This window comes from Algivirga pacifica (genome assembly GCF_039543525.1).
In the GTDB taxonomy this organism is placed as follows: domain Bacteria; phylum Bacteroidota; class Bacteroidia; order Cytophagales; family Flammeovirgaceae; genus Algivirga; species Algivirga pacifica.
Genome location: NZ_BAABJX010000064.1, coordinates 1 through 22,573, shown reverse-complemented (window position 1 = coordinate 22,573; position 22,573 = coordinate 1). Strand labels below are relative to the sequence as shown.

General features: G+C 40.4%; 19 protein-coding genes. 10 read left to right on the top strand and 9 right to left on the bottom strand.

Annotated features, from left to right (window positions below; genetic code table 11):
• Positions 1 to 179: 179 nt before the first annotated feature.
• A complete protein-coding gene (locus ABD985_RS19910) occupies positions 180 to 1,307 on the bottom strand; it encodes an NAD(P)/FAD-dependent oxidoreductase (RefSeq protein ID WP_345374867.1) in 1,128 nt (375 codons plus the stop codon).
• Positions 1,308 to 1,455: 148 nt separating this feature from the next.
• Here ABD985_RS19910 and ABD985_RS19905 point away from each other — a divergent pair, with 148 nt between their 5' ends.
• Together ABD985_RS19905 and ABD985_RS19900 are read left to right on the top strand one after the other, a co-directional pair.
• Positions 1,456 to 1,986, top strand: a complete 531-nt coding sequence (locus ABD985_RS19905; RefSeq protein WP_345374864.1) for a DUF6702 family protein — start codon at positions 1,456 to 1,458, stop codon at positions 1,984 to 1,986.
• Between the two features lie 177 nt (positions 1,987 to 2,163).
• Positions 2,164 to 4,959 (top strand): T9SS type B sorting domain-containing protein, encoded by a 2,796-nt coding sequence (locus ABD985_RS19900; protein ID WP_345374862.1) that lies wholly within the window; start codon positions 2,164 to 2,166, stop codon positions 4,957 to 4,959.
• Positions 4,960 to 5,016: 57 nt separating this feature from the next.
• On the opposite strand, the gene ABD985_RS19895 is transcribed toward ABD985_RS19900, so the two are convergent.
• On the bottom strand, positions 5,017 to 5,262 hold the full coding sequence (locus tag ABD985_RS19895; RefSeq protein ID WP_345374860.1) for a hypothetical protein: 246 nt from the start codon (positions 5,260 to 5,262) through the stop codon (positions 5,017 to 5,019).
• Positions 5,263 to 5,531: 269 nt separating this feature from the next.
• Between ABD985_RS19895 and ABD985_RS19890 the strand changes: the two genes are divergently transcribed.
• Positions 5,532 to 8,300, top strand: a complete 2,769-nt coding sequence (locus ABD985_RS19890; protein WP_345374858.1) for a T9SS type B sorting domain-containing protein — start codon at positions 5,532 to 5,534, stop codon at positions 8,298 to 8,300.
• A gap of 71 nt (positions 8,301 to 8,371) precedes the next feature.
• Here ABD985_RS19890 and rarD read toward each other — a convergent pair whose 3' ends face one another.
• From rarD to ABD985_RS19875, 3 genes are all read right to left on the bottom strand, one after another.
• A complete protein-coding gene (rarD, locus tag ABD985_RS19885; RefSeq protein ID WP_345374856.1) occupies positions 8,372 to 9,274 on the bottom strand; it encodes an EamA family transporter RarD in 903 nt (300 codons plus the stop codon).
• 47 nt (positions 9,275 to 9,321) lie between these two features.
• Positions 9,322 to 9,714, bottom strand: coding sequence for a hypothetical protein (locus ABD985_RS19880; RefSeq protein ID WP_345374853.1), 393 nt, complete (start codon positions 9,712 to 9,714; stop codon positions 9,322 to 9,324).
• A 157-nt stretch (positions 9,715 to 9,871) separates the two neighbouring features.
• The gene (locus tag ABD985_RS19875; RefSeq protein WP_345374851.1) at positions 9,872 to 10,435 is read right to left on the bottom strand and encodes an RNA polymerase sigma factor; all 564 of its coding nucleotides are present in this window, start codon (positions 10,433 to 10,435) and stop codon (positions 9,872 to 9,874) included.
• A 237-nt stretch (positions 10,436 to 10,672) separates the two neighbouring features.
• On the opposite strand from ABD985_RS19875, the gene ABD985_RS19870 reads away from it, so the two are divergent.
• Complete coding sequence (locus ABD985_RS19870; RefSeq protein WP_345374849.1) at positions 10,673 to 11,062, top strand: DUF6249 domain-containing protein; 390 nt, start codon at positions 10,673 to 10,675, stop codon at positions 11,060 to 11,062.
• Positions 11,063 to 11,956: 894 nt separating this feature from the next.
• Here the strand turns inward: ABD985_RS19870 and ABD985_RS19865 are convergent.
• Positions 11,957 to 12,736 carry an O-methyltransferase gene (locus ABD985_RS19865; protein WP_345374847.1) on the bottom strand — a complete coding sequence of 260 codons (780 nt, stop codon included), beginning with the start codon at positions 12,734 to 12,736 and terminating at the stop codon, positions 11,957 to 11,959.
• Between the two features lie 138 nt (positions 12,737 to 12,874).
• On the opposite strand from ABD985_RS19865, the gene ychF reads away from it, so the two are divergent.
• The 5 genes from ychF to ABD985_RS19840 all read left to right on the top strand — a co-directional run bounded on the left by ychF (position 12,875) and on the right by ABD985_RS19840 (position 17,691).
• Positions 12,875 to 13,975 carry a redox-regulated ATPase YchF gene (gene ychF / locus ABD985_RS19860; protein ID WP_345374844.1) on the top strand — a complete coding sequence of 367 codons (1,101 nt, stop codon included), beginning with the start codon at positions 12,875 to 12,877 and terminating at the stop codon, positions 13,973 to 13,975.
• Between the two features lie 74 nt (positions 13,976 to 14,049).
• The gene (locus tag ABD985_RS19855; RefSeq protein WP_345374842.1) at positions 14,050 to 15,150 is read left to right on the top strand and encodes a glycosyltransferase; all 1,101 of its coding nucleotides are present in this window, start codon (positions 14,050 to 14,052) and stop codon (positions 15,148 to 15,150) included.
• The gene (locus ABD985_RS19850) at positions 15,141 to 15,746 is read left to right on the top strand and encodes an RNA polymerase sigma factor (RefSeq protein ID WP_345374840.1); all 606 of its coding nucleotides are present in this window, start codon (positions 15,141 to 15,143) and stop codon (positions 15,744 to 15,746) included. Before ABD985_RS19855 ends, ABD985_RS19850 begins: the two co-directional genes overlap by 10 nt.
• Before the next feature lie 271 nt (positions 15,747 to 16,017).
• Entirely contained in the window at positions 16,018 to 16,644 is a 627-nt protein-coding gene (rsmG, locus tag ABD985_RS19845; protein WP_345374838.1) for a 16S rRNA (guanine(527)-N(7))-methyltransferase RsmG, read from the top strand.
• 72 nt (positions 16,645 to 16,716) lie between these two features.
• The gene (locus ABD985_RS19840; RefSeq protein WP_345374837.1) at positions 16,717 to 17,691 is read left to right on the top strand and encodes a polyprenyl synthetase family protein; all 975 of its coding nucleotides are present in this window, start codon (positions 16,717 to 16,719) and stop codon (positions 17,689 to 17,691) included.
• Positions 17,692 to 17,854: 163 nt separating this feature from the next.
• Here ABD985_RS19840 and ABD985_RS19835 read toward each other — a convergent pair whose 3' ends face one another.
• The gene (locus ABD985_RS19835; protein WP_345374835.1) at positions 17,855 to 19,738 is read right to left on the bottom strand and encodes a M1 family metallopeptidase; all 1,884 of its coding nucleotides are present in this window, start codon (positions 19,736 to 19,738) and stop codon (positions 17,855 to 17,857) included.
• A gap of 228 nt (positions 19,739 to 19,966) precedes the next feature.
• Here ABD985_RS19835 and ABD985_RS19830 point away from each other — a divergent pair, with 228 nt between their 5' ends.
• The gene (locus ABD985_RS19830; protein ID WP_345374833.1) at positions 19,967 to 20,713 is read left to right on the top strand and encodes a hypothetical protein; all 747 of its coding nucleotides are present in this window, start codon (positions 19,967 to 19,969) and stop codon (positions 20,711 to 20,713) included.
• Between the two features lie 37 nt (positions 20,714 to 20,750).
• On the opposite strand, the gene dcd is transcribed toward ABD985_RS19830, so the two are convergent.
• Entirely contained in the window at positions 20,751 to 21,302 is a 552-nt protein-coding gene (dcd, locus tag ABD985_RS19825) for a dCTP deaminase (protein WP_345374831.1), read from the bottom strand.
• 53 nt (positions 21,303 to 21,355) lie between these two features.
• Positions 21,356 to 22,393: a bifunctional diaminohydroxyphosphoribosylaminopyrimidine deaminase/5-amino-6-(5-phosphoribosylamino)uracil reductase RibD gene (gene ribD, locus ABD985_RS19820; protein WP_345374829.1), complete on the bottom strand. Its 1,038-nt coding sequence runs from the start codon at positions 22,391 to 22,393 to the stop codon at positions 21,356 to 21,358.
• Positions 22,394 to 22,573: the final 180 nt, after the last annotated feature.

The following is a 22,573-nucleotide window of genomic DNA, read 5'->3' as shown; positions in this document are numbered from 1 at the left end:
GTTGTTTTTTGAAAGCTTCGCTCAATGAAACAGTATGAACAATCGCTCTATTAAAATCACAACAGCAAGATCTACTTTACACACTACTTTAATCGAAACCTGTGATTATGCTTGTATGAATAAAACCACTCTTGGGATTACCTTAGCATGAAGTCATGAAAATACTGAATAGCAAATAATTACAATATAGAGGCTAATTGCTCTCCCAAGCCACTTCCTATTGCCACACCCATTCCTCCTAGCCTCAAACCTATCACCTGACGATCGGATATACGCTGACATACGGGTTGCTTATTCTCTCCAAACGCCATAACCCCTGCCCATTGGTGCTCTATCTCAAATTCTTGATCAGGAAGAATAACTTGTTTCAGTTTTTCTTGTAAAACACCCATAATCAATGAAGTATTCTCCATCTGAGTTGTTGTTTCTCCTTGAATATCCAGGTTTCTTCCACCACCAAAAATGATGCGATTGCCATGATTTCTAAAGTAATAATACCCCTCGTCCATATGAAATACCCCTTTAAATGGAAGGGATGCTATGGGCTTGGTCACTAAAACTTGCCCCCTTCCTGGATATAAGTCGAGGGTCGGCAATAGTTTTTTGCTGAATGCATTCGTACAGATCGCTACCTGTTCTGCGGTAAAAACAATAGGCTCTTGGGAAAGGGTATTTTGAATCGTTACTGCAACCTTATCAGTACCTTCCTCTATATTAATCACTTCGCTCCCCGTAATGATTCGTACCCCTTTCTGCTGTACATACAACCAGAGCGCATCCATCATTTTTCCGGTATTGATCTGCCCTTCAAAAGGATTATAGACCATATGTTTAACTGTATCCTTCGCAAAACCAAAAGAAGCAATTTGCTCATCACACATCGAAAATACCTCTTGCCCAAAAAGGGGATATAATAGCTCATTCACTTCCTCTAAAGCTTCCAATGCCGGTTCCTCCTGCTCCGAAATCAATTCATACCCACCATTTCCCTCATACTCCAAAGCTTCTTTACCTAGACGTTGTTGCAGTAGTTGTAATCCATTCCAACGCTGCTTTACCAGATCCAGTGTACCTTCTTTTCCTATGGTTTTAATGTCATTCAACAGCTCCGTCAAACTACCAAAACAAGCAAAGCCTGCATTCTTGGTACTCGCTCCTGTAGGTAATATTCCCCTTTCCAGCACGGCTACGCTCGCCTCTGGATATTTCTCAATGATAGATGCCGCCGTAGACAACCCTACAATACCTCCTCCCACGACAATATGATCATAGTTCGTTAGTTGTATTTTTTCCCAATAGCTTAACACGATGAATATAATTTTGAAGTTTATTGATGACTACAATATCGAAAAAACTGTCTTGTCTCTGTAGATTAATTGCACTTTTCAAATAAATTCTTATTCTTTCAGGATATCAACAAGAGATTATAACTTTCCAACCAATATTTTTATATCTATGAAACGCTACCAGCAATTTCCTCTTTCATCTAGAAAGATATTTCTTCTTCTAACATTATTGTTTTGGGGACTAAGCGCATTTGTTGCACACCCTATCCACATTAGTGTCACGGATATGCGTTATAATAAAGAAAATAAAACACTAGAGTTGATTCATAAGGTATTTATTGATGACCTGGAAGCCGCTGTCGTTCAATCTGGAGGGCCAAATCTACGCCTAAACACACAGTATGAGCACGAAAACAGTGCGCAATGGGTCTATGATTATATCGAACAAAACTTCACTGTACTCGTCAATGGAGATCCCAAAAGCTCCACTTATATAGGGCATGAATTCGCCGATAATAGCATCTCCATCTATCGTGAAGTCGAAAAAGTAAAAAGAGTTCGTACTATTGATATAGAAGCAAATATCTTCACCAAGGTCTTCCCTGATCAGAAGAACATGGTGCACTTGGTCTTTGAAGATTTTAAGGAATCCAAGATGGGAACGACAGAGGAGCCTGCTGTTTCTTTTTTGATTAAATAAGGTCAGCAGTAGGGACGGGTGACCGTAGACAAACAACCCCTAAAAAATATTTAAACTAAGGGCGACCATAAAGGTCGCCCTTACCTTTTACCTATAACCTTTTACCTTTTACCTCTTTTTTCGTATTATAATATTATTAAATAACTAACAACACGTTGAGTTAATTAACCCACTGTCATGACCCTACAAAAAACCTATATCTGTATGGGGATAATTCTTGGCCTATGCCTTGGAATATCCTCCAATGCCTTGGCTACGCACATACGTGCTGGTGATCTAACCATCCGACGTTTGAACAATAATTCTCTGACCTACCGCATCACAGTAGTACTTTACCGAGATATTACGGGAGTACCTGCAGGCGATGGGTTGATTGACTTTGGAGATGGTACTGATAATGAACTAGTCTCTTCTCGCTCTCTTGGCCGTACCGAAGACCAACTTACCGAAATATTACTATATCAGGTAGACCATATCTTTGCATCAGCTGGAACCTATAAAATCTCTTACTTTGAGAAAAACCGGAATCCAACAGTAAGAAATATTGAAGCGCCTAGTGATACGCCTTTCTTTATTGAATCAGAATTCTTAATCAACCCAGCCTTGGGATTGAACTCTTCCCCTATTCTATTAATTCCTCCGGTATTGCAAGCCCGCATCGGACAAAAATACACGATCAATGCGGGAGCCTATGATGCTGAAGGCGATAGTCTATCCTACCGTTTAACGATCTGTAAGCAAGGACGTGACGTTCCTGTACAGAACTATCGCTTTCCGGATGACCCTAACGAAACTTGGACCAAAGAGAAGGAAGACTGTACCCAACCTGGAGAATTTTATATTGACCCTGCCACTGGAGACCTGGTATGGGATGCTCCGAATGAAGTAGGAGAATACAACGTGGCATTCTTCGTCGATGAATGGAGAGAGGGAATTCGTATCGGTTCTGTCAACCGAGATATGCAGATTATTGTCAAGGATGTACTCAACCTCCGCCCTATACTGACACTTCCTGATGACATCTGTATCGTTGCAGGAGAAACCTTAACGGGAACAATTCTGGCAGAAGACCAGATTGAAAGGATTTGTGCTACTGGAGACCGTATGCCTACACTGGACCTATTGACCCTGACCTTAATCAATAATATTCCATTTTCTACCCCTAGTAATGCTCCTAATTTTACCATTACAGGGCTGCAGCCTCCTGTAGGAAAAGAAGAAGGCATCTTCAGTTGGGCGACTACCTGTAATGATATCCGGGAACAACCTTATCAGTTTACTTTTCAGGTGGTCGATAATCCCCGACCAGAAAACCCTACCGAAAATGCCAAGATGCAACTAGGAGATATGAAAACCTGGAGCGTTCGGGTAGTTGGTCCCCCTCCACAAAATCTTACGGCTATTGCCAATGAAAGCAATAATACCATTTCCCTTAACTGGGATGATTACATTTGCGGCAATGTCAATAGTATTGAGATCTATCGAAAAGTTGGTTCTTTTGACTTACAAATGATGTGTGAAACAGGTGTACCTGATTATGCCGGGTACGAAAAAGTTGGAAGTGTAGAAGCCGGTGTCACTTCATTTGTCGATACTACGGTAGAAAAGGGAGCAAACTATTGTTACCGTATCTATGCTACCTTTGCCCTCCCGGAAGGAGGTGAAAGTATGGCCTCCAACGAAGCGTGTGCATTTTTGCCAGCTACTTTATATATGACCAATGTTAGTGTCACCAAGACGGATGAAACAGATGGTGAAATTGAAGTCAGTTGGATAACTCCTAGTGACGACACACTTCCTTCTCCGGTTACCTATAAGCTCTTCCGAGCAGAAGGGCTGTTTGGTAAGCAAAATGTACAGGAGATTTCTAAAACATTCACGGTGGCAGAAAACTCTTATGTAGACAAAGGACTAAACACCCTTCGTCAACGCTACCATTATTGGGTTGAAATTTATACAGGAGGAACTCTATTAGACTCTGCTCGAATCGCCTCACAAGTAAGTCTTGGTGCCAGCTCCAACCTAGATGAAATTCGCCTAGAATGGGAGGCTCATGTTCCTTGGAGCATTACGTCCATGGACTATCCCGAGCATGAAGTCTACCGAAAAGAACAAGGAGAAAGTGATGATCTGTTCACACTCATAGGTACGGCACAGGCCAGTCAATTTGGTCTACAGTATGTTGACAAAAGTACTGAGAGCAACCCTTTGATATTTGGTCAAAACTATACTTATAAGGTACTCACTAGGGGAACCTACGAATATGATCCCCTACCTGCTCCTTTAGAAAACTTTTCACAAGAGCTTACAACATCACTATTGGACACTATTCCTCCTTGCCCCCCTATACTTACACTAGCTAGAACTGCTTGTGAAAGTCTGGTTGCCAATGAAATTGACCCTAAGGACGATTGTATACAAAACTATAGTAATAACCTAACTTGGGAGGATGCAACAGATGCCGAATGTGAAAATGATATTATTGCCTATTATGTTTATTACAGCGAGCAAATTGCCGAGGAGAAAGCAGACTTTAATAGAATTGATACCGTATTAGTGAGAAACTATGAACATATCAATCTTCCGTCCTTGGCTGGATCTTATGCCGTTACTGCAGTGGATGAATCAGGAAATGAAAGTGCGCTGAGTAATATAGAGTCACAGGACAATGAGTGTACCTATTTTGAGCTTCCTACCGCCTTTACTCCCAATGAGGATGGTATTAATGACACCTTGATTCCTTTCCGATGTCCAAGGTTTGTGAAGAGTGTTACCTTTGAGGTCTTTAACCGATGGGGAGAAAGTGTCTTTAAAACAGACAGCAATATCAATATTGAATGGGATGGAAGAGACAAGAACGGAGAGCTCGTTTCCCCCGGTACCTATTACTATAATGCTGAGGTCATCTTCTATCGCCTCAATCCAGAAGATGCCTCCGAATCTTTTACAGGGTGGATTCAGGTAATACGATAAAATTAGTCTTGGCATAAAAGAACTAGGAGGGGCGACCACAAGGGTCGCCCTTACTTTTTACCTCTTACCTTTTACCTTCTTATACCCTATGTTGAGTTGAGTTTTATAAACATACACATAGCTATCTGTACACCGGCAATAAGCTATTGGTGCTCCCATACTTTTCATTTCATGGATTACTTTTTTGACGGTACTTGGAGACATCTGTAGCTTGTCAGCTATATTTACAGGAGGACCAGTCTCTTTTGAAACAATCACTCCATTAAGTGCTTCAATACGGGAAAGTTGCTTTACTAGTGGCATAGCAGGAATTTGACTTTAGTGATTCTGTTAGTATACTATTAACTATGTTGTGCTATGTCTAATAATTTGCAAGCCACCACAGAAATACAGCAGTACCTCTCTCCTATTTTCCGGAAAAACTTTATTTCATTAATTTAGTTTAAATTATACTTGATATATTACAAGGAAGAATAATAAACAGATGAAAACAGTTTTTCTTTATCATTGAGACACACATAATCTCAATACCTAGATAACTGTAACTATATAAACTGCTGACCAACGTAACCATGAGATATTTTTTGCTTCTTCTGATTGCCTTTTCTTTCAGTATTTCAACGGTACAAGCAACGCACATCCGAGCCGGTGACTTGACCATACGCCGTATTAGTGAAACCGGGCTTACATACGAGGTTATTGTAGTCCTCTACCTAGATGTTACAGGCATCTCTGCTCAAAAAGGCTTTATAAGTTTTGGATATGACAATGCTGAAGAGGAAGTAGACCCTATAAGTCTTGGGCTTACAGAAGATAAGGCCACTGAAGTTATCTTATACAAGACAACACATACCTTTCCTTCCAGCGGATCCTACAAGGTTTCTTATTTTGAAATGAATAGAAACCCTACCGTTACCAATATTGATACGCCCGGGCAAAATAGTTTTTATATAGAATCTGAATTTCTGATCAACCCTATCCTGGGGATGAACTCTTCTCCAACCCTATTAATTCCTCCTGTCTTACAAGCCCGTATTGGACAAAAATATACCATCAATGCAGGGGCCTATGATGCCCAAGGAGATAGTCTTTCTTATCGTCTTACCCTTTGCAAACAACAAAAAGACGTACCCGTAACAAACTATCGATTCCCTGACGATCCCAATGAAAATTGGACCAAAGAGCGAGAGGATTGCTCCATTCCTGGTGACTTTATGATTGATCCTAATACCGGCGATATCGTATGGGACGCTCCCAACGAGCCGGGGGAGTATAACGTTGCCTTCTATGTCGATGAATGGAGAGGTGGTGTTAGAATTGGCTCTGTCAACAGGGACATGCAGATCATCGTCAAAGACGTTCTCAACCTTCGTCCTAATCTAAGTATCCCTATGGATACCTGTATCGTTGCTGGAAATATTCTTCAAGCCCCTATCTCCGCTCAAGATATATCCGAACGAGTATGTGCCTCAGGAGATCGTGACCCATCCATTGACTCCGTATCTTTAAGTATGGTTGCCGGTCCAGTGATCAGTCCTCCGGGAAAGAATCCTGTGTTCAATCTATCTACAGCAGCCCTTCCTATAGGACAAGCCGAAGGCAGCGTACAATGGGAGACCAACTGCCTGGATATACGAGAAGAACCTTACCAATTCATTTTCCAAGCCTTAGATCACCCTGAACCAAACAGGCCAGAGCTAAATGCTTCCTTACAATTAGGGGATATGAAAACCTGGAAGGTAAAAGTATTAGGACCTGCTCCTCAAGGGATCACTGCAACCCCTGACCAAAGCAATAACTCCATTACACTAAACTGGGATAACTATACCTGTGACAGGGCAGAAACCATTCATATTTACCGACGAAGAGGTAGCTATAACTTTGAGCCAGTATGTGAAACAGGTGTACCTGATTTTACAGGATATGAGAAAATAGCGGAGGTAGATGCTACTGATACCAGCTATATGGATGAGAACCTAGATAGAGGAACCAACTACTGTTACCGTATTTATGTCACCTTTGGCGGACCACAAGGAGGTGAAAGCCTTGCTTCTGCTGAAGCTTGTGCCTTTATTCCTGATGTATTTTACATGACCCAAGTCTCTGTCATGGAAACCAGCAATACCAATGGAAGTATTCAAGTCTCCTGGACACAACCTGAGGCTTCTTTAGTCGAAAACCAAGTGGTAACCTATGAAGTATTCAGAGGGCTAAACGATAATCTACTGGATGGAGAGTCTATTCTACAAAACACTACAGATACTACTTTTATTGATTCAGGCCTTGATACCGAAAACCAAACTTACTACTACTGGGCTACAGTCTATGGTAATGGCACCCCATTAGATACGACACAAGCTGCCTCAACTGTTGGAGTTCAAGTCCAGCCATTAGAAAAAGAGATCAGCTTAAACTGGTTTTCAGATACCCCTTGGAGTATCAGTACCACTCGTTTCCCTATCCATTACATTTATCGTAAAGAGATTGGTAAGGATGATCAATTCCTATTAATTGACAGTGTAGACATCACTCAGAATGGACTTTGGTACCTTGATGAAGGCAGTGAAGACCATCCATTGGAAGATAAGGTCACCTATTGCTATAAAATCTTGACCCAAGGAAGTTATGATTTTGATGGGCTCCCTGAACCTCTACTCAATTATTCTCCGGAAATTTGCTCTACCTTATTGGATACTATTGCCCCTTGTCCTCCTGTCCTGAGTTTACTGCCTTATGAGTGTAAGGTTGATCAAGAAACCTACTTACCCACAGACGACTGTAAAGAGATCTTTAAAAACTCATTGACCTGGGAAGATAGTACAGGAGACTCTTGTGAGGAAGATATTCAAGGTTATAATATCTATTACTCTAGTCATAGGGCGGAAAGTAAAGATGATATGGAGAGGATTGCTTCCGTAGGGAAGGTTAATCGCTTTATTCATGACAATTTATCAGCAGTAGCCGGTAGTTATGCCATCACCGCAGTAGATGAACAGGGAAATGAAAGTGCTATTAGTAATATTGTAATGCAAGACAACCCTTGTACTTATTACGAGCTTCCAAACGCATTTACTCCTAATGGAGATGGTATTAATGATGTATTAATACCACTAAGGTGTCCATTATTTGCCAAGGCCGTAGTACTTACCGTTACCAACCGATGGGGAGAAGTAGTTTACGAGTATAGCGGAGACATCAATATTGAATGGGATGGAAAAGATGTAAACGGTACAGATCTTCCCTCAGCCACTTATTATTACCACATCAAGGTACATTACTATCGACTTGACCCGGGAGATGAAGAGGAGGATATTAAAGGATGGATACAATTGATGCGATAGTAGTTTATCGGTTATTGCTTATCGTTTTTAATCTCTAAGCAATAACCGATCCCCTCATTATACTCTTGCTACTATACTCTTGCTACTTTTTGTTTTCTCTGCTTACGATATCCTCTAACTGCTGCATACGTATAAATCAGCAAGCCACACCAGATCAATGTAAAAGAGATCGCATCAGTTTCTGTGAAATTCTCACCGAAGAAAAATACACCAATACTTAGCATTAGAGAAGGCGCAATGTACTGTAAAAACCCTACTGCTGATAATGGGATCTTTTTGGCCCCTTCAGCAAATAAAAATAGAGGTACAGAAGTTACAATACCCGATAGAAGTAACATGATATCTGTCGTTGCTCCCAATGTAAACAAGCCACTCTCTCCTTTAAAAGATAAGTATAGAATCGTTCCAAGAGCCAAAGGAGTTATCAGCATTGTCTCTCCCATCAAGCTTCCCATAGAATCCATGGCGTATTTCTTTTTGAACATCCCATAAAGTCCAAAACTAAGTGCTAAACAGACCGCAATCCAAGGTAATTGCCCATAAGCATAGGTCTGATAACCTACCCCCATTAATGCCAATACCAACGCGATCCATTTAAGTGGAGATAATCGCTCTTTGAAGAAAATCATTCCCAGAAAAACACTGACTAATGGATTAATAAAATACCCTAGTGAGACATCAACTGTATGTCCCGAGTTCACACCCCATATATAAATCCCCCAGTTAAAAGAAATCAATAAGGCCGTCACAATCATTATGCTCCGTTTTCCCTTATCCCTAAAAATCCTGAACGTTTCTTTTCCTTTACGGAGTAGGTTCCATCCTAGCAGAAAAATAAAAGACCATAGAATTCTATGGGAAAGAATCTCTATGGATGACACTTCTTGCAAGGCTTTCCAGTACAAGGGCAAAACACCCCACAATAGATAAGCCATGGACGCCTGTCCATAGCCATTTGTTTGTTTATTATCCACGTTTGTAATCGTAAGTTATAATTGAATTGGAAACAACATCATGAGCATCATTGCTCAACCACCCTTCTTTTATACAATAAGCGATCAAAAGCCCCTAATAAAAATATACTTCCGGCTCCCATCATCACCAATAATATATTCCAAGATGGCACGTGAAGTTGTATCGTTAAAGAGACCTGATCCTGCATTTGTTTCATCAATAATGTCACCATCCCGTCTTTGGATGGCTCCATAAAAAAGTAAGTCCCTATGATCAACACAAGCATACCACCCATAAACCAACGCATTACCCCTTTCAACGAAGCATTTTCCACCTTCTTTCGGGCCAGTGCTGATTCTCCTTGAATAGACGCCATAGTTCTTGCCGTAAATCCCTTAGGGGCTACAACCTTCTCCTCAAAATATTGTTCGCAAATATGATCGAAATCTTTTTCCTTCATAATCGTTGATGTTCAAGTTCGGTTTTTCAAACACTTTAAGGGTAATGGATAAAAGATTAATTGTTATTCTCTAAGGGCCTAGATCTCTTTATCCTTCCTCCTTTATCCATTTGGGAGTAATCCCTTTTTTCTATCAGAAAACTTAGTGTTTAGACCACTAGACTTCCTCTCCTTTCAAAATAATCATCAGGTGTCCTTGCAATTGTTTTCGAATACGGTGAATACGTACTTTTACGTTAGCCTTAGTCATTCCAGTGATTTCTGCCACTTCCTCTACCGATTTCTCCTGTAAATAAAATAGGGTAATCAACAAACGACTTTCTTCCTTTAAGCAGGATAGTGCCTCTTCCAAGAAACGTTTTCTTTCCTTTTTATCCAAAGTCGATAATGGAAGATCTTCCGACAAAGGATGTTGATATTCTTCTATGGTAGCGAGACTACTGGTCTCCAAAGCCCTTTTCTTTAAGAACGTCAATGCCGTATTATAAGTGATACGATAAATCCACGTTCCAAAAGAAGCATTATAATGAAACTTAGATAAGTTGCGATAGGCCTTTACGAAGCTATCCTGAGCTACTTCCTCTGCATCCTGTTGGTTTCCCAATAAACGAAAAGCCAAATTATACACCTTATCCTGATACCGATGTACAATATACTCGTAAGCAGAAGTATTTCCCTGCAGGACTTTCTCTATAACGATATCGTCTAGTTCATTTTTCATTCAACTTATCTATGGTCAGTTTTAAGCGCAATGTTTCAGTTATTGCTCATTAGACTATATATCAAAAATAACGGTTACACTCTTGCGATTAATTTTTCACATTTCTTCTCCCTTTTTCTCTTTTTTCAAAAAAAATCGCCCGTTGCTGTAACCGATCTCCTCTAGCCTAAGTCAAAGGGATAGATCTTCAAAATTCTATATTTCAAAAAAAGTTTAATTTATAAATTCTTAAACAGTATGTCTGAAGTTTTAGTAATCGCAATCATCTTTGGTACTCTTTTCGGAGTTACTTATATGGCCTTCACTACCCGTCATAAGGAACGAATGGCATTAATTGAGCAAGGGATCAACCCATTGGGAATAAAGCAAAAAGCACAGCCTCAGATCACCTATTGGTCTCTAAAAGTTGGTTGTTTCCTTATCGGTATTTCCTCTGGAATGTTGGTCAGTATGTTCCTTGACTTTATTGGCTTCAATATGTTCGTCGGAGAGGCTCCTCTTGGTTATTTTGCTATGATCATGTTAAATGGAGGTGCCAGTCTTATTGCTTACTACCGTATTGTGGCTAAGCGTCAAAAAGAAGCAGAAAAACTAATGGGAATGGATGATTTAGATCTTGATCTATAATCAATTCAGCCTACTTGTTCACTCTATTACAAAATTACAAAGTCCAAAAGTAGACACTGGTCTCAGACTCCCGTCTGAGACCTAAAGCGGTTTTGCACTACACTCATTATACATAGAAAGGAAGCGACCACTGGAGCACCTATTATATTCCCCCGTGGACCCTCGCCATGAGGCGAGGGCCTACCTTCTTGCGTTCTACTTGTCTCTATCATCGGGACGACCACAAGGGACGCCCTTTCTTCTTGCGTTCTACTTCTCCCTATTGTCGGGGCGACCACAAGGGATGCCCTTCCTTCTTCCTTCCAAATTAATCCCCGAAATAGACAAGAATGTTCTTTTTTGATTGAAAACGTAGAATAACAGCAGGCTTTTTCACCCACATTAACAACACACCTCTATGATTTTCAGTATATTACAATTAATCACAGTTCCATTGTGATTCTTTCAACCAAGTAAATAATATCATATTGCTTCCTTCCGTCAATTTCCCAATTGACAATTTTCATACTCCTATTTAACTTCTTACATCTCTTTTTTAGGGTGGCTCAACAAGAGTCACCCCCTTCCTTTTATAGGTAGCTAGTGGACTGAACGCTAAGTTTCCTTATACAAAAAAGGTATCTGCTCTAAGAGTTCAGTGTAGCCTGCGAGGTACGAGTAAGGCGAAACGCTCTTAGAGCTAAATAGCAGTGAACTATCAGGTTATTTAACGTTTAGTCCACTAGTGATTGAACTAAGAGCTTGTTTGGAATACGTCTTCTAACAGGCAATAAGAGTACTACTTGCAAATGGATAAAGGAGGAAGGATAAAGGAATAGGGGCCTCTGAATAGTAATCATTCTTCATTCTTCATCCTTTATTCAATAGCAGTATGACAGCATTGATCGCAGCTCATTACAAGGTCCATGTATAATGTTTTTGATCTGCCCCCATCTCATTAAAAAATAAGATCCCTATCTGAAATAGATCAATAGATACCTTCACGGATGGATGGCCTCTCACTTCAGACCATGCCTGTTCCATTTCCTTGGACCAATGAATATCATCAAAGATAAAGACAGATTGCTTATGACTTTTTTCCAGACATTGATTAAAGTAGGTCATTGTCGGTTCATAGCGATGGTTCGCATCAAAAAAGACCATATCCACTCCTTCCACTGTTTCCAGTACTTCCAACAAAGTCTGATCAATATTTCCGCTTACGGTTTGTATCTGTAGCCGCTGTTGATCAAACTGCTGTTGTGCAAGCTTACTGAGCGTAGGATCCCCTTCCAAAGTAATCACTTTCGAATTTCTAGAAGCCATTCCCAAGTACAAGCTGCTCACTCCAAGGCAAGTTCCCAGTTCCATAATTGTTTTAGGTTGCAGATGGTTTACCAACCGAAAAAGAAAAGCTCCTACCTTGGCTTTGCTTGTAGAAGATGCGGCAACTCCTGCCACCGTACGCTCCTTTCCTTTGTGTTTCAAGCTTCCAGCACCATAATCTTGCAGCTTAACCCTCGTCTTATCTTTACGTAAAACCTTACGGTACTGCTCAATCGCTTCAAAAGCATAATATGTTTTTGAGCTCTTGATCAGTTCCTCATAAAAATACTGTAAGTCACCTCTTTTGGGAGGAGAAGACAGCCTGATGCGGTGCTTGCCCCAGGCCAATACGGGATATAGTCTGTTCATTCCTTTCATCATTCAGATTATTTAACGGCAATCTCCCTCAAATATTTAACTATTCGACTATCTAATTGGATCGAAAACCTTATCTTTGTCCCCTGAATTTTATTTGTCAATAATAGAGATTATAAGTTAGTATATATAATGGGACTGAAATGTGGCATTGTTGGTTTGCCTAACGTAGGTAAATCAACGCTCTTCAATGCGCTTACCAGCGCCAATAATGCAGAATCAGCAAACTTTCCTTTCTGTACCATCGAACCTAACGTTGGGGTAGTAACGGTACCAGACCACCGTTTGGACGAACTTTCTGCGATCGTTAATCCACAGAAGGTATTACCTACCGTAATTGAGTTTGTAGATATTGCCGGACTGGTAAAAGGAGCCAGCAAGGGAGAAGGACTAGGAAACCAATTCCTGGCCAATATTCGTGAAGTAGATGCCATCATTCATGTGGTTCGATGTTTCAATGACGACAATATTGTTCACGTTGCTGGAAAAGTAGATCCAGAAGAGGATAAGAACGTTATTGACACGGAACTTCAATTGAAAGACCTGGAATCCGTAGAAAAGAAACTAGCCAAAGTGGCTAAAATGGCTAAAACTGGTAATGCCGATGCTAAAAAAGAAGCGGCAGCACTAGAAAAGTTCAAAGGCCATTTGGAGAACGGAGAGAATGCCCGCAGCCTTGATGCTACAGAAGACGAGTGGGAAGCTGTACAAGACTTACAGCTACTAACGTCTAAGCCTGTAATCTACCTGGCTAACGTTGAAGAAGAAAATGTCAACAACGGTAACGAGCATACAGCAGAGCTGCAGAAGATTGCTGACAAGGAAAATGCTCAGGTAATTATGGTTTGTGCTGCGATCGAAGAGCAAATTGCTCAGCTGGACGACGAAGAGGAAAAAGAAATGTTCCTTGGAGAGTATGGACTGGAGGAATCTGGTCTACACAAGTTGATCCGTGCATCCTATGATCTACTCAACCTGATCACTTACTTCACTGCAGGAGAGAAAGAAGTAAGAGCGTGGACCATCCACAGAGGGTGGAAAGCCCCTCAAGCAGCCGGTGTGATTCACACGGACTTTGAAAAAGGATTTATCCGTGCAGAAGTAACAGGTTATGAGGACTATGTCGCTTACAAAGGTGAGACAGGAGCCAAAGAAGCTGGTAAGCTTCGCGTAGAAGGTAAAGAATACATCGTAAAAGATGGGGATGTAATGCATTTCCGCTTTAACGTATAAGACCAATATAATCCTTAAAGCCCACAACTTGTTTTGTGGGCTTTTTTGTGCACACTAACGAGCATAACAGTAGCATGATGCTTTTTTATCTATTTTGCATTGTCATCCTTATACAATTGGGCTATATCTTAATCGGTTATAGTAAAGTCCTTTTTTTTAAAGCACCTTCCAGTATCACTCCTTCCACAGAGGGCATCTCTGTCATTATTGCCGCTAAAGATGAATACTCCCGCCTGAAAGTATTGATTCCAACTTTACTACAACAATCTTATCCAAATTTTGAGATTATCGTGATACTAGACCGCTGTCAGGATGACTCTGAAAAATACCTAAAGGGTATAAACGATCAGCGCCTTCATATTATCAAGCAGGATATTGTTGAAAAGGGATGTTCTCCTAAAAAAAGTGCCCTGACCAAAGGAATACAAGCTGCTCGCCACGAACGACTCCTATTTACTGATGCAGACTGCCTTCCAATGTCCAAAGATTGGATACAACAGATGGTACAGCCCTATCAAGTCGGTATGAAAAATGAAATTGTTTTAGGGGTAAGCTTATACCAGACTGGAAGTGGGTTACTACAAAAATTCATTCAGTTTGAAACCTTACACACGGCTACACAGTATTTATCTATGGCACTTTGGGGTATTCCCTTTATGGGGGTAGGTAGGAATCTATCTTATAGAAAAAGTACTTTTTTAAAACATGGAGGGTTTGGGAATCAAATGAATATTCTGAGTGGTGATGATGACCTTATGATCAACAAAATGGCTCATAGCAGTAATACAAGCATCTGCATACACCAAGCAGGACAGACCTACTCTTTTCCGGAGACTACCTGGAGAAGTTGGTACCGACAAAAAAAGCGGCATTTATCCGTAGGCAAATTTTATAGTTTACGAAATAAGATTCTTTTAGGTTTCAATAGTACTTCACAAATTTCGGTTTATTTTCTATATTTGATCCTATTAGCCCTGGACATACAGGTTGTGGCTGCCTCTCTCCTCTTTTGGAGTAGAATAGGTGGACTCACGCTTGTACTCTACCAATCTGCCCGAAGGCTCCATAGTCCCTTATCGTGGTGGTTGGTACCATTGATGGACTTACTGCACGTCATTTACCAACTCGTCATAGGGATGGTTGCTACGCTATCAAAACAAAAGACATGGAATTAAATAAAAATTTTTCTGAAAAAGCATTAGAAGACTTTCGGCTAATTGACCTAGCCATTGAAGGGGATCAACAAGCTTATGCACAACTACTGAACCGCTACAGAAAATCCGTATACCATACGATTTTAAAGATGGTTCGAAATGTAGATGATGCTGAAGACCTTACCATAGAGGCATTTGCCAAAGCATTTAAGAACCTGTCCAAGTTCAAAAAAGACTATACCTTTAGTACCTGGCTTTTTCGTATTGCCTCCAACAATGCCATCGATTTTATCCGAAAAAAGAAATTGGATACCATGAGTATTGATGTGAGCATTACGAATAAAGATGGAGATAGTATGAACATCGATATTCGAGACGAAAGCCTGAACCCTCAGGAAAGTGCCATCAAGAGTCAACGTATCGAAGTTATCCGCATGTTTGTAGGGCAACTAACACCAAAGTATCAACGACTGGTAAAACTACGTTACTTTGATGAGCTTTCTTACGATGAGATCGCCAAGGAACTGGATGCTCCTTTAGGAACCGTAAAAGCACAACTACACCGTGCGAGAGAGCTTCTTTATGACTTAGTCAAGGACAGTAAGAACGTCTTTTAAAGAAGCCGTCTTCTAGCTGATCCGTAAAAGTATTATTCTAATGGAGGAAGGATTGTGAACCTTATACCAAGGTCTTCATCCTTCCTCCTTCTTTTTATGGTTACTTTTCAAGTGAATTACAAGACAGCTCCTTCTTTGTTTATGAATTTTCAGGGAATAATGATAACTTGCCATGATTGAATCATATGAGGAGTAAAGTATGTTCTATTAATGTTTTTAACGGAGAAATACTACTTCGTCAAGCATTATAGAACAAGCGTAAATATCAACCATGGAAGTCATACTGAAATACTTTCCCGACCTATCGGAAAAACAAATACAACAATTTAGCCAGCTGCAAGCACTCTATACAGAGTGGAATGAAAAAGTCAACGTTGTCTCTCGTAAAGATATCGAAAACTTATATGTAAGACACGTATTGCATTCCTTGAGTATTGCTAAATTATTTCCTTTTAAGGATGGTAATAAAATTTTGGACGTAGGTACTGGAGGAGGATTTCCAGGCATTCCATTAGCGATTCTTTATCCTAACTGTCAATTTCATCTTGTAGACTCTATCGCCAAGAAAATCAAAGTAGTCAATGGTGTAGCCGAAGCACTAGGGCTGGAGAACGTAAAGGGAGAACAAATCCGCGCTGAAAAAATCAAAAGCAAATATGATATCGTTGTCAGTCGTGCAGTTACACGTATCGTAGAACTACACCGATGGATACACAACAAAATCGACCAAGACCGACAACTCAATACCTTTGACAATGGGCTTATCTGTTTAAAAGGAGGAGACCTGAAGGAAGAGTTTTCAACTTTCAAACACAGCTATCAATTTCATGATATCAAAGACCTGTTTGAAGAAGATTTTTTTGATACTAAGAAAGTCGTATACGTTCCCATTTATTAAGTATTAGTAAAAGAACGCTGACATCATCATCCAAAACAACAAACAAAACAACAACCAAACTGTTATTTTTTCATGACGGTATCGATCAAAGAAATACAGCAGCCTATCTCGGAAGAGATGGGCATCTTTGAGGGAAAGTTTCGATCTTATATGAAAACACGGGTTCGCCTGTTGAATAATATATTGAACTACACCCTCAAGCGCAAAGGGAAACAGATGCGCCCTATCTTAGTATTTCTTTCCGCAGGACTCCACGGGGAGATTTCGGAAGCATCTTATCGGGGAGCCGCGTTGATTGAGTTATTGCACACCGCTACACTCGTGCACGATGATGTCGTAGACGATTCCAATTATCGTAGAGGATTCTTTTCAATCAATGCCTTATGGAAAAATAAAATTGCCGTTCTGATCGGAGACTACCTATTATCTAGAGGCCTACTTCTTTCTATTGACCACGAGGACTTTCACCTACTCAAGATTGTTTCTAATGCGGTGAAGGAAATGAGTGAAGGAGAATTACTACAGATCGAGAAAGCCCGTCGCCTGGATATCACAGAGGATGTTTACTTTGAGATCATACGTCAGAAAACTGCGACTCTTATTTCTGCTTGTTGTGCCGTGGGCGCTGCTTCTGCTGGAGCAACAAAAGAAGTAGTGGATAAGATGCACGAAATGGGTAATAAGATTGGTATTGCCTTTCAGATCAAGGATGATCTTTTTGACTATGGAACGGATGAGGTTGGAAAACCTTTGGGGATTGATATCAAAGAAAAGAAAATGACCCTACCGCTTATCTATGCACTAGAGAACACTTCCTGGCTTAAGCGCAAAGAAATTATCCTAAAGATTCGTTTACAAAGCAATAACCCAAAGGTTGTTCAGGAAATCATTGAGTTTGTCAGAGACTCCGGAGGACTAGAGTATGCCACAGATGTGATGAATCAATACATTAAGGAGGCTAACGATATCTTATTGTCCTTCCCTGAATCTTCATATAGAGAGTCTATTCAGCAGTTTATTGCTTTTGTCACTCAACGTAAAAAATAAAGTTGTTGAATCGTTGAATTTTACCTTCGGTAAGTTGAATTGAGCTTCGCTCGTTGATTCGAGTTGAAGTGTTGATTGAAATATACACTGATACTCACACAACATATCAACTCGAATCAACGAGCGAAGCTCAATTCAACGATTCAACCATTCAACAAAGAGTTTAAGGCTTCGCCTGCTCCGCAAAGTATGTATCAATCGTAGAGACCGCCACGTAATGATAGTTCGGACGTGCCTTTTGATAAATCTTCTGCCCTAGTGCTCTTGTCCCTTCTTGCTGTGCCATCGCTTTGTAAATAGGTGCTATAAACTTTCTTCTACCTACTTTCATCAGAAACTTCTCCAAGGTAGGGTATGCCGGAGTATACTCACTCTTTACAACATGCATCAACCACTGGAACCGGATTTCGTTATTTCCTGTTTGACTAAACTTAAAAGCTTTGTCCAAATCTTTCATTTGCTTCTTGGATAAAGCGTCTGGTAAAGCAGAAAGGAAATACTCCCACTCCTGAAAATACTTCCAGTCACTCGTCTGCAAGTCTGAGGCTGATGTTCCTTCGATAAATTTACCTACTTCTTCTTTCACCTGATCATAGCGAAAAGAGGTCACCTCTGGACAGTTATCCGGCAATCCATTACGATAAACCCACATATCTGGTTTAATCGTCTCTTTGGCACCGTCAACCTTACTTAATAAGTTTTCATCCAGGTAAGTCAAAAACTCTTCTGTTGTAATTGTCTGGAAAGCATGCTCGGAAAAGTACTTACTCAAGAAAGCATCCCATTTCGTACGTCCCACCGTATTTTCACAAAGCTTCAGGAAATAGAATCCTTTATCATAAGCAATGGAGTTCATCCCGTCATCCGGATCTCTTCCTTCCAGGTTTAGTTTCAACTTGGTATCCTCTCCATACTCCATACCTTCCAACTCAGCCAATAAATCTCTCTTACTGATCAAGGCTAACATATCTGAGAAATCCTTTCCATATACTTCTTCCATAATACGAAGCTCAAAGTATACAGTAAATCCTTCGTTTAGCCAGAAATCATTCCATGTAGCATTGGTTACTAAGTTTCCAGACCAGGAGTGTGCTAGCTCATGGGCAATCAATGAAGTCAACGAACGGTCTCCTGCAATAATCGTAGGAGTCGCAAACGTCAACATAGGGTTTTCCATTCCTCCAAAAGGAAAACTAGGCGGTAAGAACAGTACGTCATAACGCTCCCACTGATAGGCACCGTAAAGCTTCTCTGCTGCTAACATCATCTGGTCCATCTCTCCTAACTCATAGGCAGCCTCCTTCATCATCGATGGCTCCGCATACACCCCAATATTTTTACCTAAAGGCTGGAAAGTCACATCTCCTACAGCCAATGCCAATAAGTAAGCTGGGATTGGCTTTTTCTGTACAAATGTATACGTTCCCGAATCATTTTTTATCTGAGGGTTTTCTGCACTCATTAATGCTACTAGCCCTTCCGGTACTTCCACTTTGGCATCATAGGTAAAACGTACCCCTGGACTATCTTGAATAGGTACCCAAGAACGTGCTAAAATGGCCTGTGACTGTGTAAACAAGAAAGGGTTCTTTTTACCTGCTGTTTGCTGAGGAGACAACCACTGTATAGCAGGAGCCTCAGGAGATGTTTCATAATACACCCATACCTCTTTCGTACCTTCTTTTAAGTCAATCTCCAATGGACTACCCAAAAAAGGAACCGCTTCATGCAAGGTATACGTAAGCTTTTCTTGACCATCCGTCACCTCCTGAATTGTCAGCAAACGTGTGTCTAGCATCAACTTGTTTCCTTTTTTTCTATCTACAAGAAGCTTAGCGACTCCTTTCAGCTTTTGCTCCTCAAAATCAACCTTAAGCTCCAATGATAAGTGGGAAACTACTGTCGATTCAGGCTCAGAAAAGCTATGTATATCTTTCGTAAAATCTACCGTATCCTTGGACTCCTGGCTTTTATTTTGTCCCGAAGTGGAACAAGCTGTCAACAAAACCCCTCCCCATAGGAATAGGCAATTCAACATTTTTCTCATATTAGTTCAGCTTTTTATGCAATAATAATTGTAAAATGGTAACTTATTATTAAATTATTAACAGAAGGTTAAAATAAACCTTTATTATCTCCGCACAAAGTTATTGGTAGATCTCTATTTCACCCAATACTTTTACTGTACATAAGACACTTAATAGTGCTTCTACTTTTATTTATCAATTACTAACTATTTCCCTGCCCAAGGGAATCTTTTTAACCAAACAGACTAATGAATCGTTCTCTGCTAATTTTACTATTGCTTTGCTTTGGGGGCTATAGCATTTCACTTAATGCCAACCCTTTCAAAATTACCTCTACCACAGATCCTTTACCACCCAATAAGGAGACTTCTTCTTCCCTACACAACTTACATCTCTCCAGTAGTCGTTGGTTCAACCAAGTCAAGCGTTATCACTCTCTTGAGATGGGTATAGGCACTTTATGGATAGGAGAGTCTTTCAGTAAAGCAATGCCGTCGTTATCGCTATCTCTCAAGCATCAGAAGCGCCTTACCCCTAGACTTTCCTGGAGTAATAGCGTCAACACTGCCGTTTGGAATGGCCGTACCCAAGGCACTATAGAACATACGTCCGTTATGACTCTTGAATCAGGTATCCTATACGATTTCAAGAAAAACACAGGGGTCTATTACCACCGAAAAAGCGGCTTTCTTCCTTACCTGGGTGCTCAGTTAGGAGTTGCTTATGTAAACCAGCAAAACAACACCACAACTTCCTCCCCAAAAATGTTATTCCAGGTTCCCATCACTTTAGGTGGCCGATATCGTATCAGTACCAAAGGGGATCTATTTGTTGAAAGCGTTTTTCGGGCAGATCTTCGTCCAGATGTATTATCAGGTACCCCTGAACAACCTAGCTATACCCCTACAAAAAAACCTATTCATATGCTGAACATACAAATAGGTTATCGCTATATATTCCGAGGAAAATTGCGCACTCCAATGTACTTGAGATAAGTCACATATACTCGGCGCATTTTCTCTTTATTGCATCTTATTTCTCCACCTTTTCACCAAAGTTCTTATAAAGCATGGATTCTACAGGTTTCATGGTTGGCTGATTGTATTTCGCTGATTGCTTAATATTATAGTAATTCTTAATACTACCATCAATCGTGAAATAAATCAACTGCCCTATCGGCATACCGGCGTATACCCTTACCGGCTGTACCACTGAAATCTCTAGTGTCCATGTATTACAAAAACCCACATCTCCTTTCCCTGCTGTGGCATGAATATCGATACCCAAACGTCCTACACTTGACTTCCCCTCCAAGAAAGGAACATGAGCCAAGGTTTCTGTATACTCTTTTGTTACTCCCAAATAAAGTTTATTAGGATACAATACATACCCATCATCTGGAATCTCAAAAGTATCGACCGGATTATGTCTTCTGGCATCCAATACTTCATCCTGATACACAGCAAGGTACTTTCCTAAATGTACATCATAGGAATTGGTTCCTAGACATTCAGGATCAAAAGGCTCTATCAAGATATTGCCCAACTCTATTTGCTCTAGTATCTGTGTATCTGTAAGAATCATAGTTGCTGAAAAATTTATCGCAACCGCAAAGATACTATTTTTCCTACAAAAAATTATAGGTTCTGTCGTTTATATATCAGACGTTTATCATTTCCAACTGTACGTTCATCTACCAAATAGCCTCCCTTAAATATTGGAGCAGGTATCCCACTACCAAAATGTTGGTCACCACGGAAAATCCTCATCTCATCCCATAGTTCCTCGGCAATAAAGGTATTCAATACTACGGCTCCTCCTTCCACGATAATGGATTGTATTTTTCGTTCATACAAATCCCTTAGTACTTCCTGCAACCAGTTTTCAGAAGGTATTTTCACATAGGTTACCTTTCCTTCCTCTACCGACTTCTTAAAGTTATAGCATATGGTCTGAATAGACTGATCAAATAACGCTAGTTCTTTAGGGGCCAACCTCAGGTTGCGGTCCAGCACAATACGAATGGGACTACTTCCGGTCCAATCTCTCACATCCAAACGTGGATTATCATAATGAGCCGTATTGGTTCCTACCAATATACCATCTTCCTCACTTCTCCACTTGTGCACTTGCTTTCGGGACAATGGGTTACTGATCCACTTGGAGTCATAGTTTTTACGAGCTATAAAACCATCCTTAGTCTGTGCCCATTTCATAATAACATAAGGGCGTTTCTCTCTCATGAAAGTAAAAAATCGAGCATTCACAGCTTCTCCTTCCTCCTGTAACAGACCTGTTTCAACCTCTATACCATTCTCTTTCAATCGATCAATCCCTCTTCCAGCGACTAACGGATTAGGATCCAGATTACAAACGTATACTTTCTTGAGTTGATGCTTTACAATCAGGTCAGCACAAGGAGGGGTCTTCCCATGATGACTACAAGGTTCCAAGGTCACATACATCTCGGCCTTTTTCAGTAAAGTCTTATCCTCCACACTATTCACCGCATTCACCTCTGCATGCGGACCACCATATACCTGATGGTATCCCTCTCCAATGATTTTATTTTGATAAACAATCACACACCCTACCATAGGGTTAGGACTTACTTTTCCCCTGCCTAATCGGGCCAGTTCCAACGCCCTGGCCATATATAGTTCTTTGTTACTCATATTGCTCTATTACGATCTTTCCGCAATATACGCAATTAATATTGGTAGGAGGATGATGAGAGGTATTTCGAGGAGGAAGGAAGAAGGAGGAATTTAAACTCCTTCATACCTATTACCTTTTAATGCGAATCAAGGGTAGAAATTCAGTCTAAATAAAAAAGAAAGCCATAAAGGTCTTAT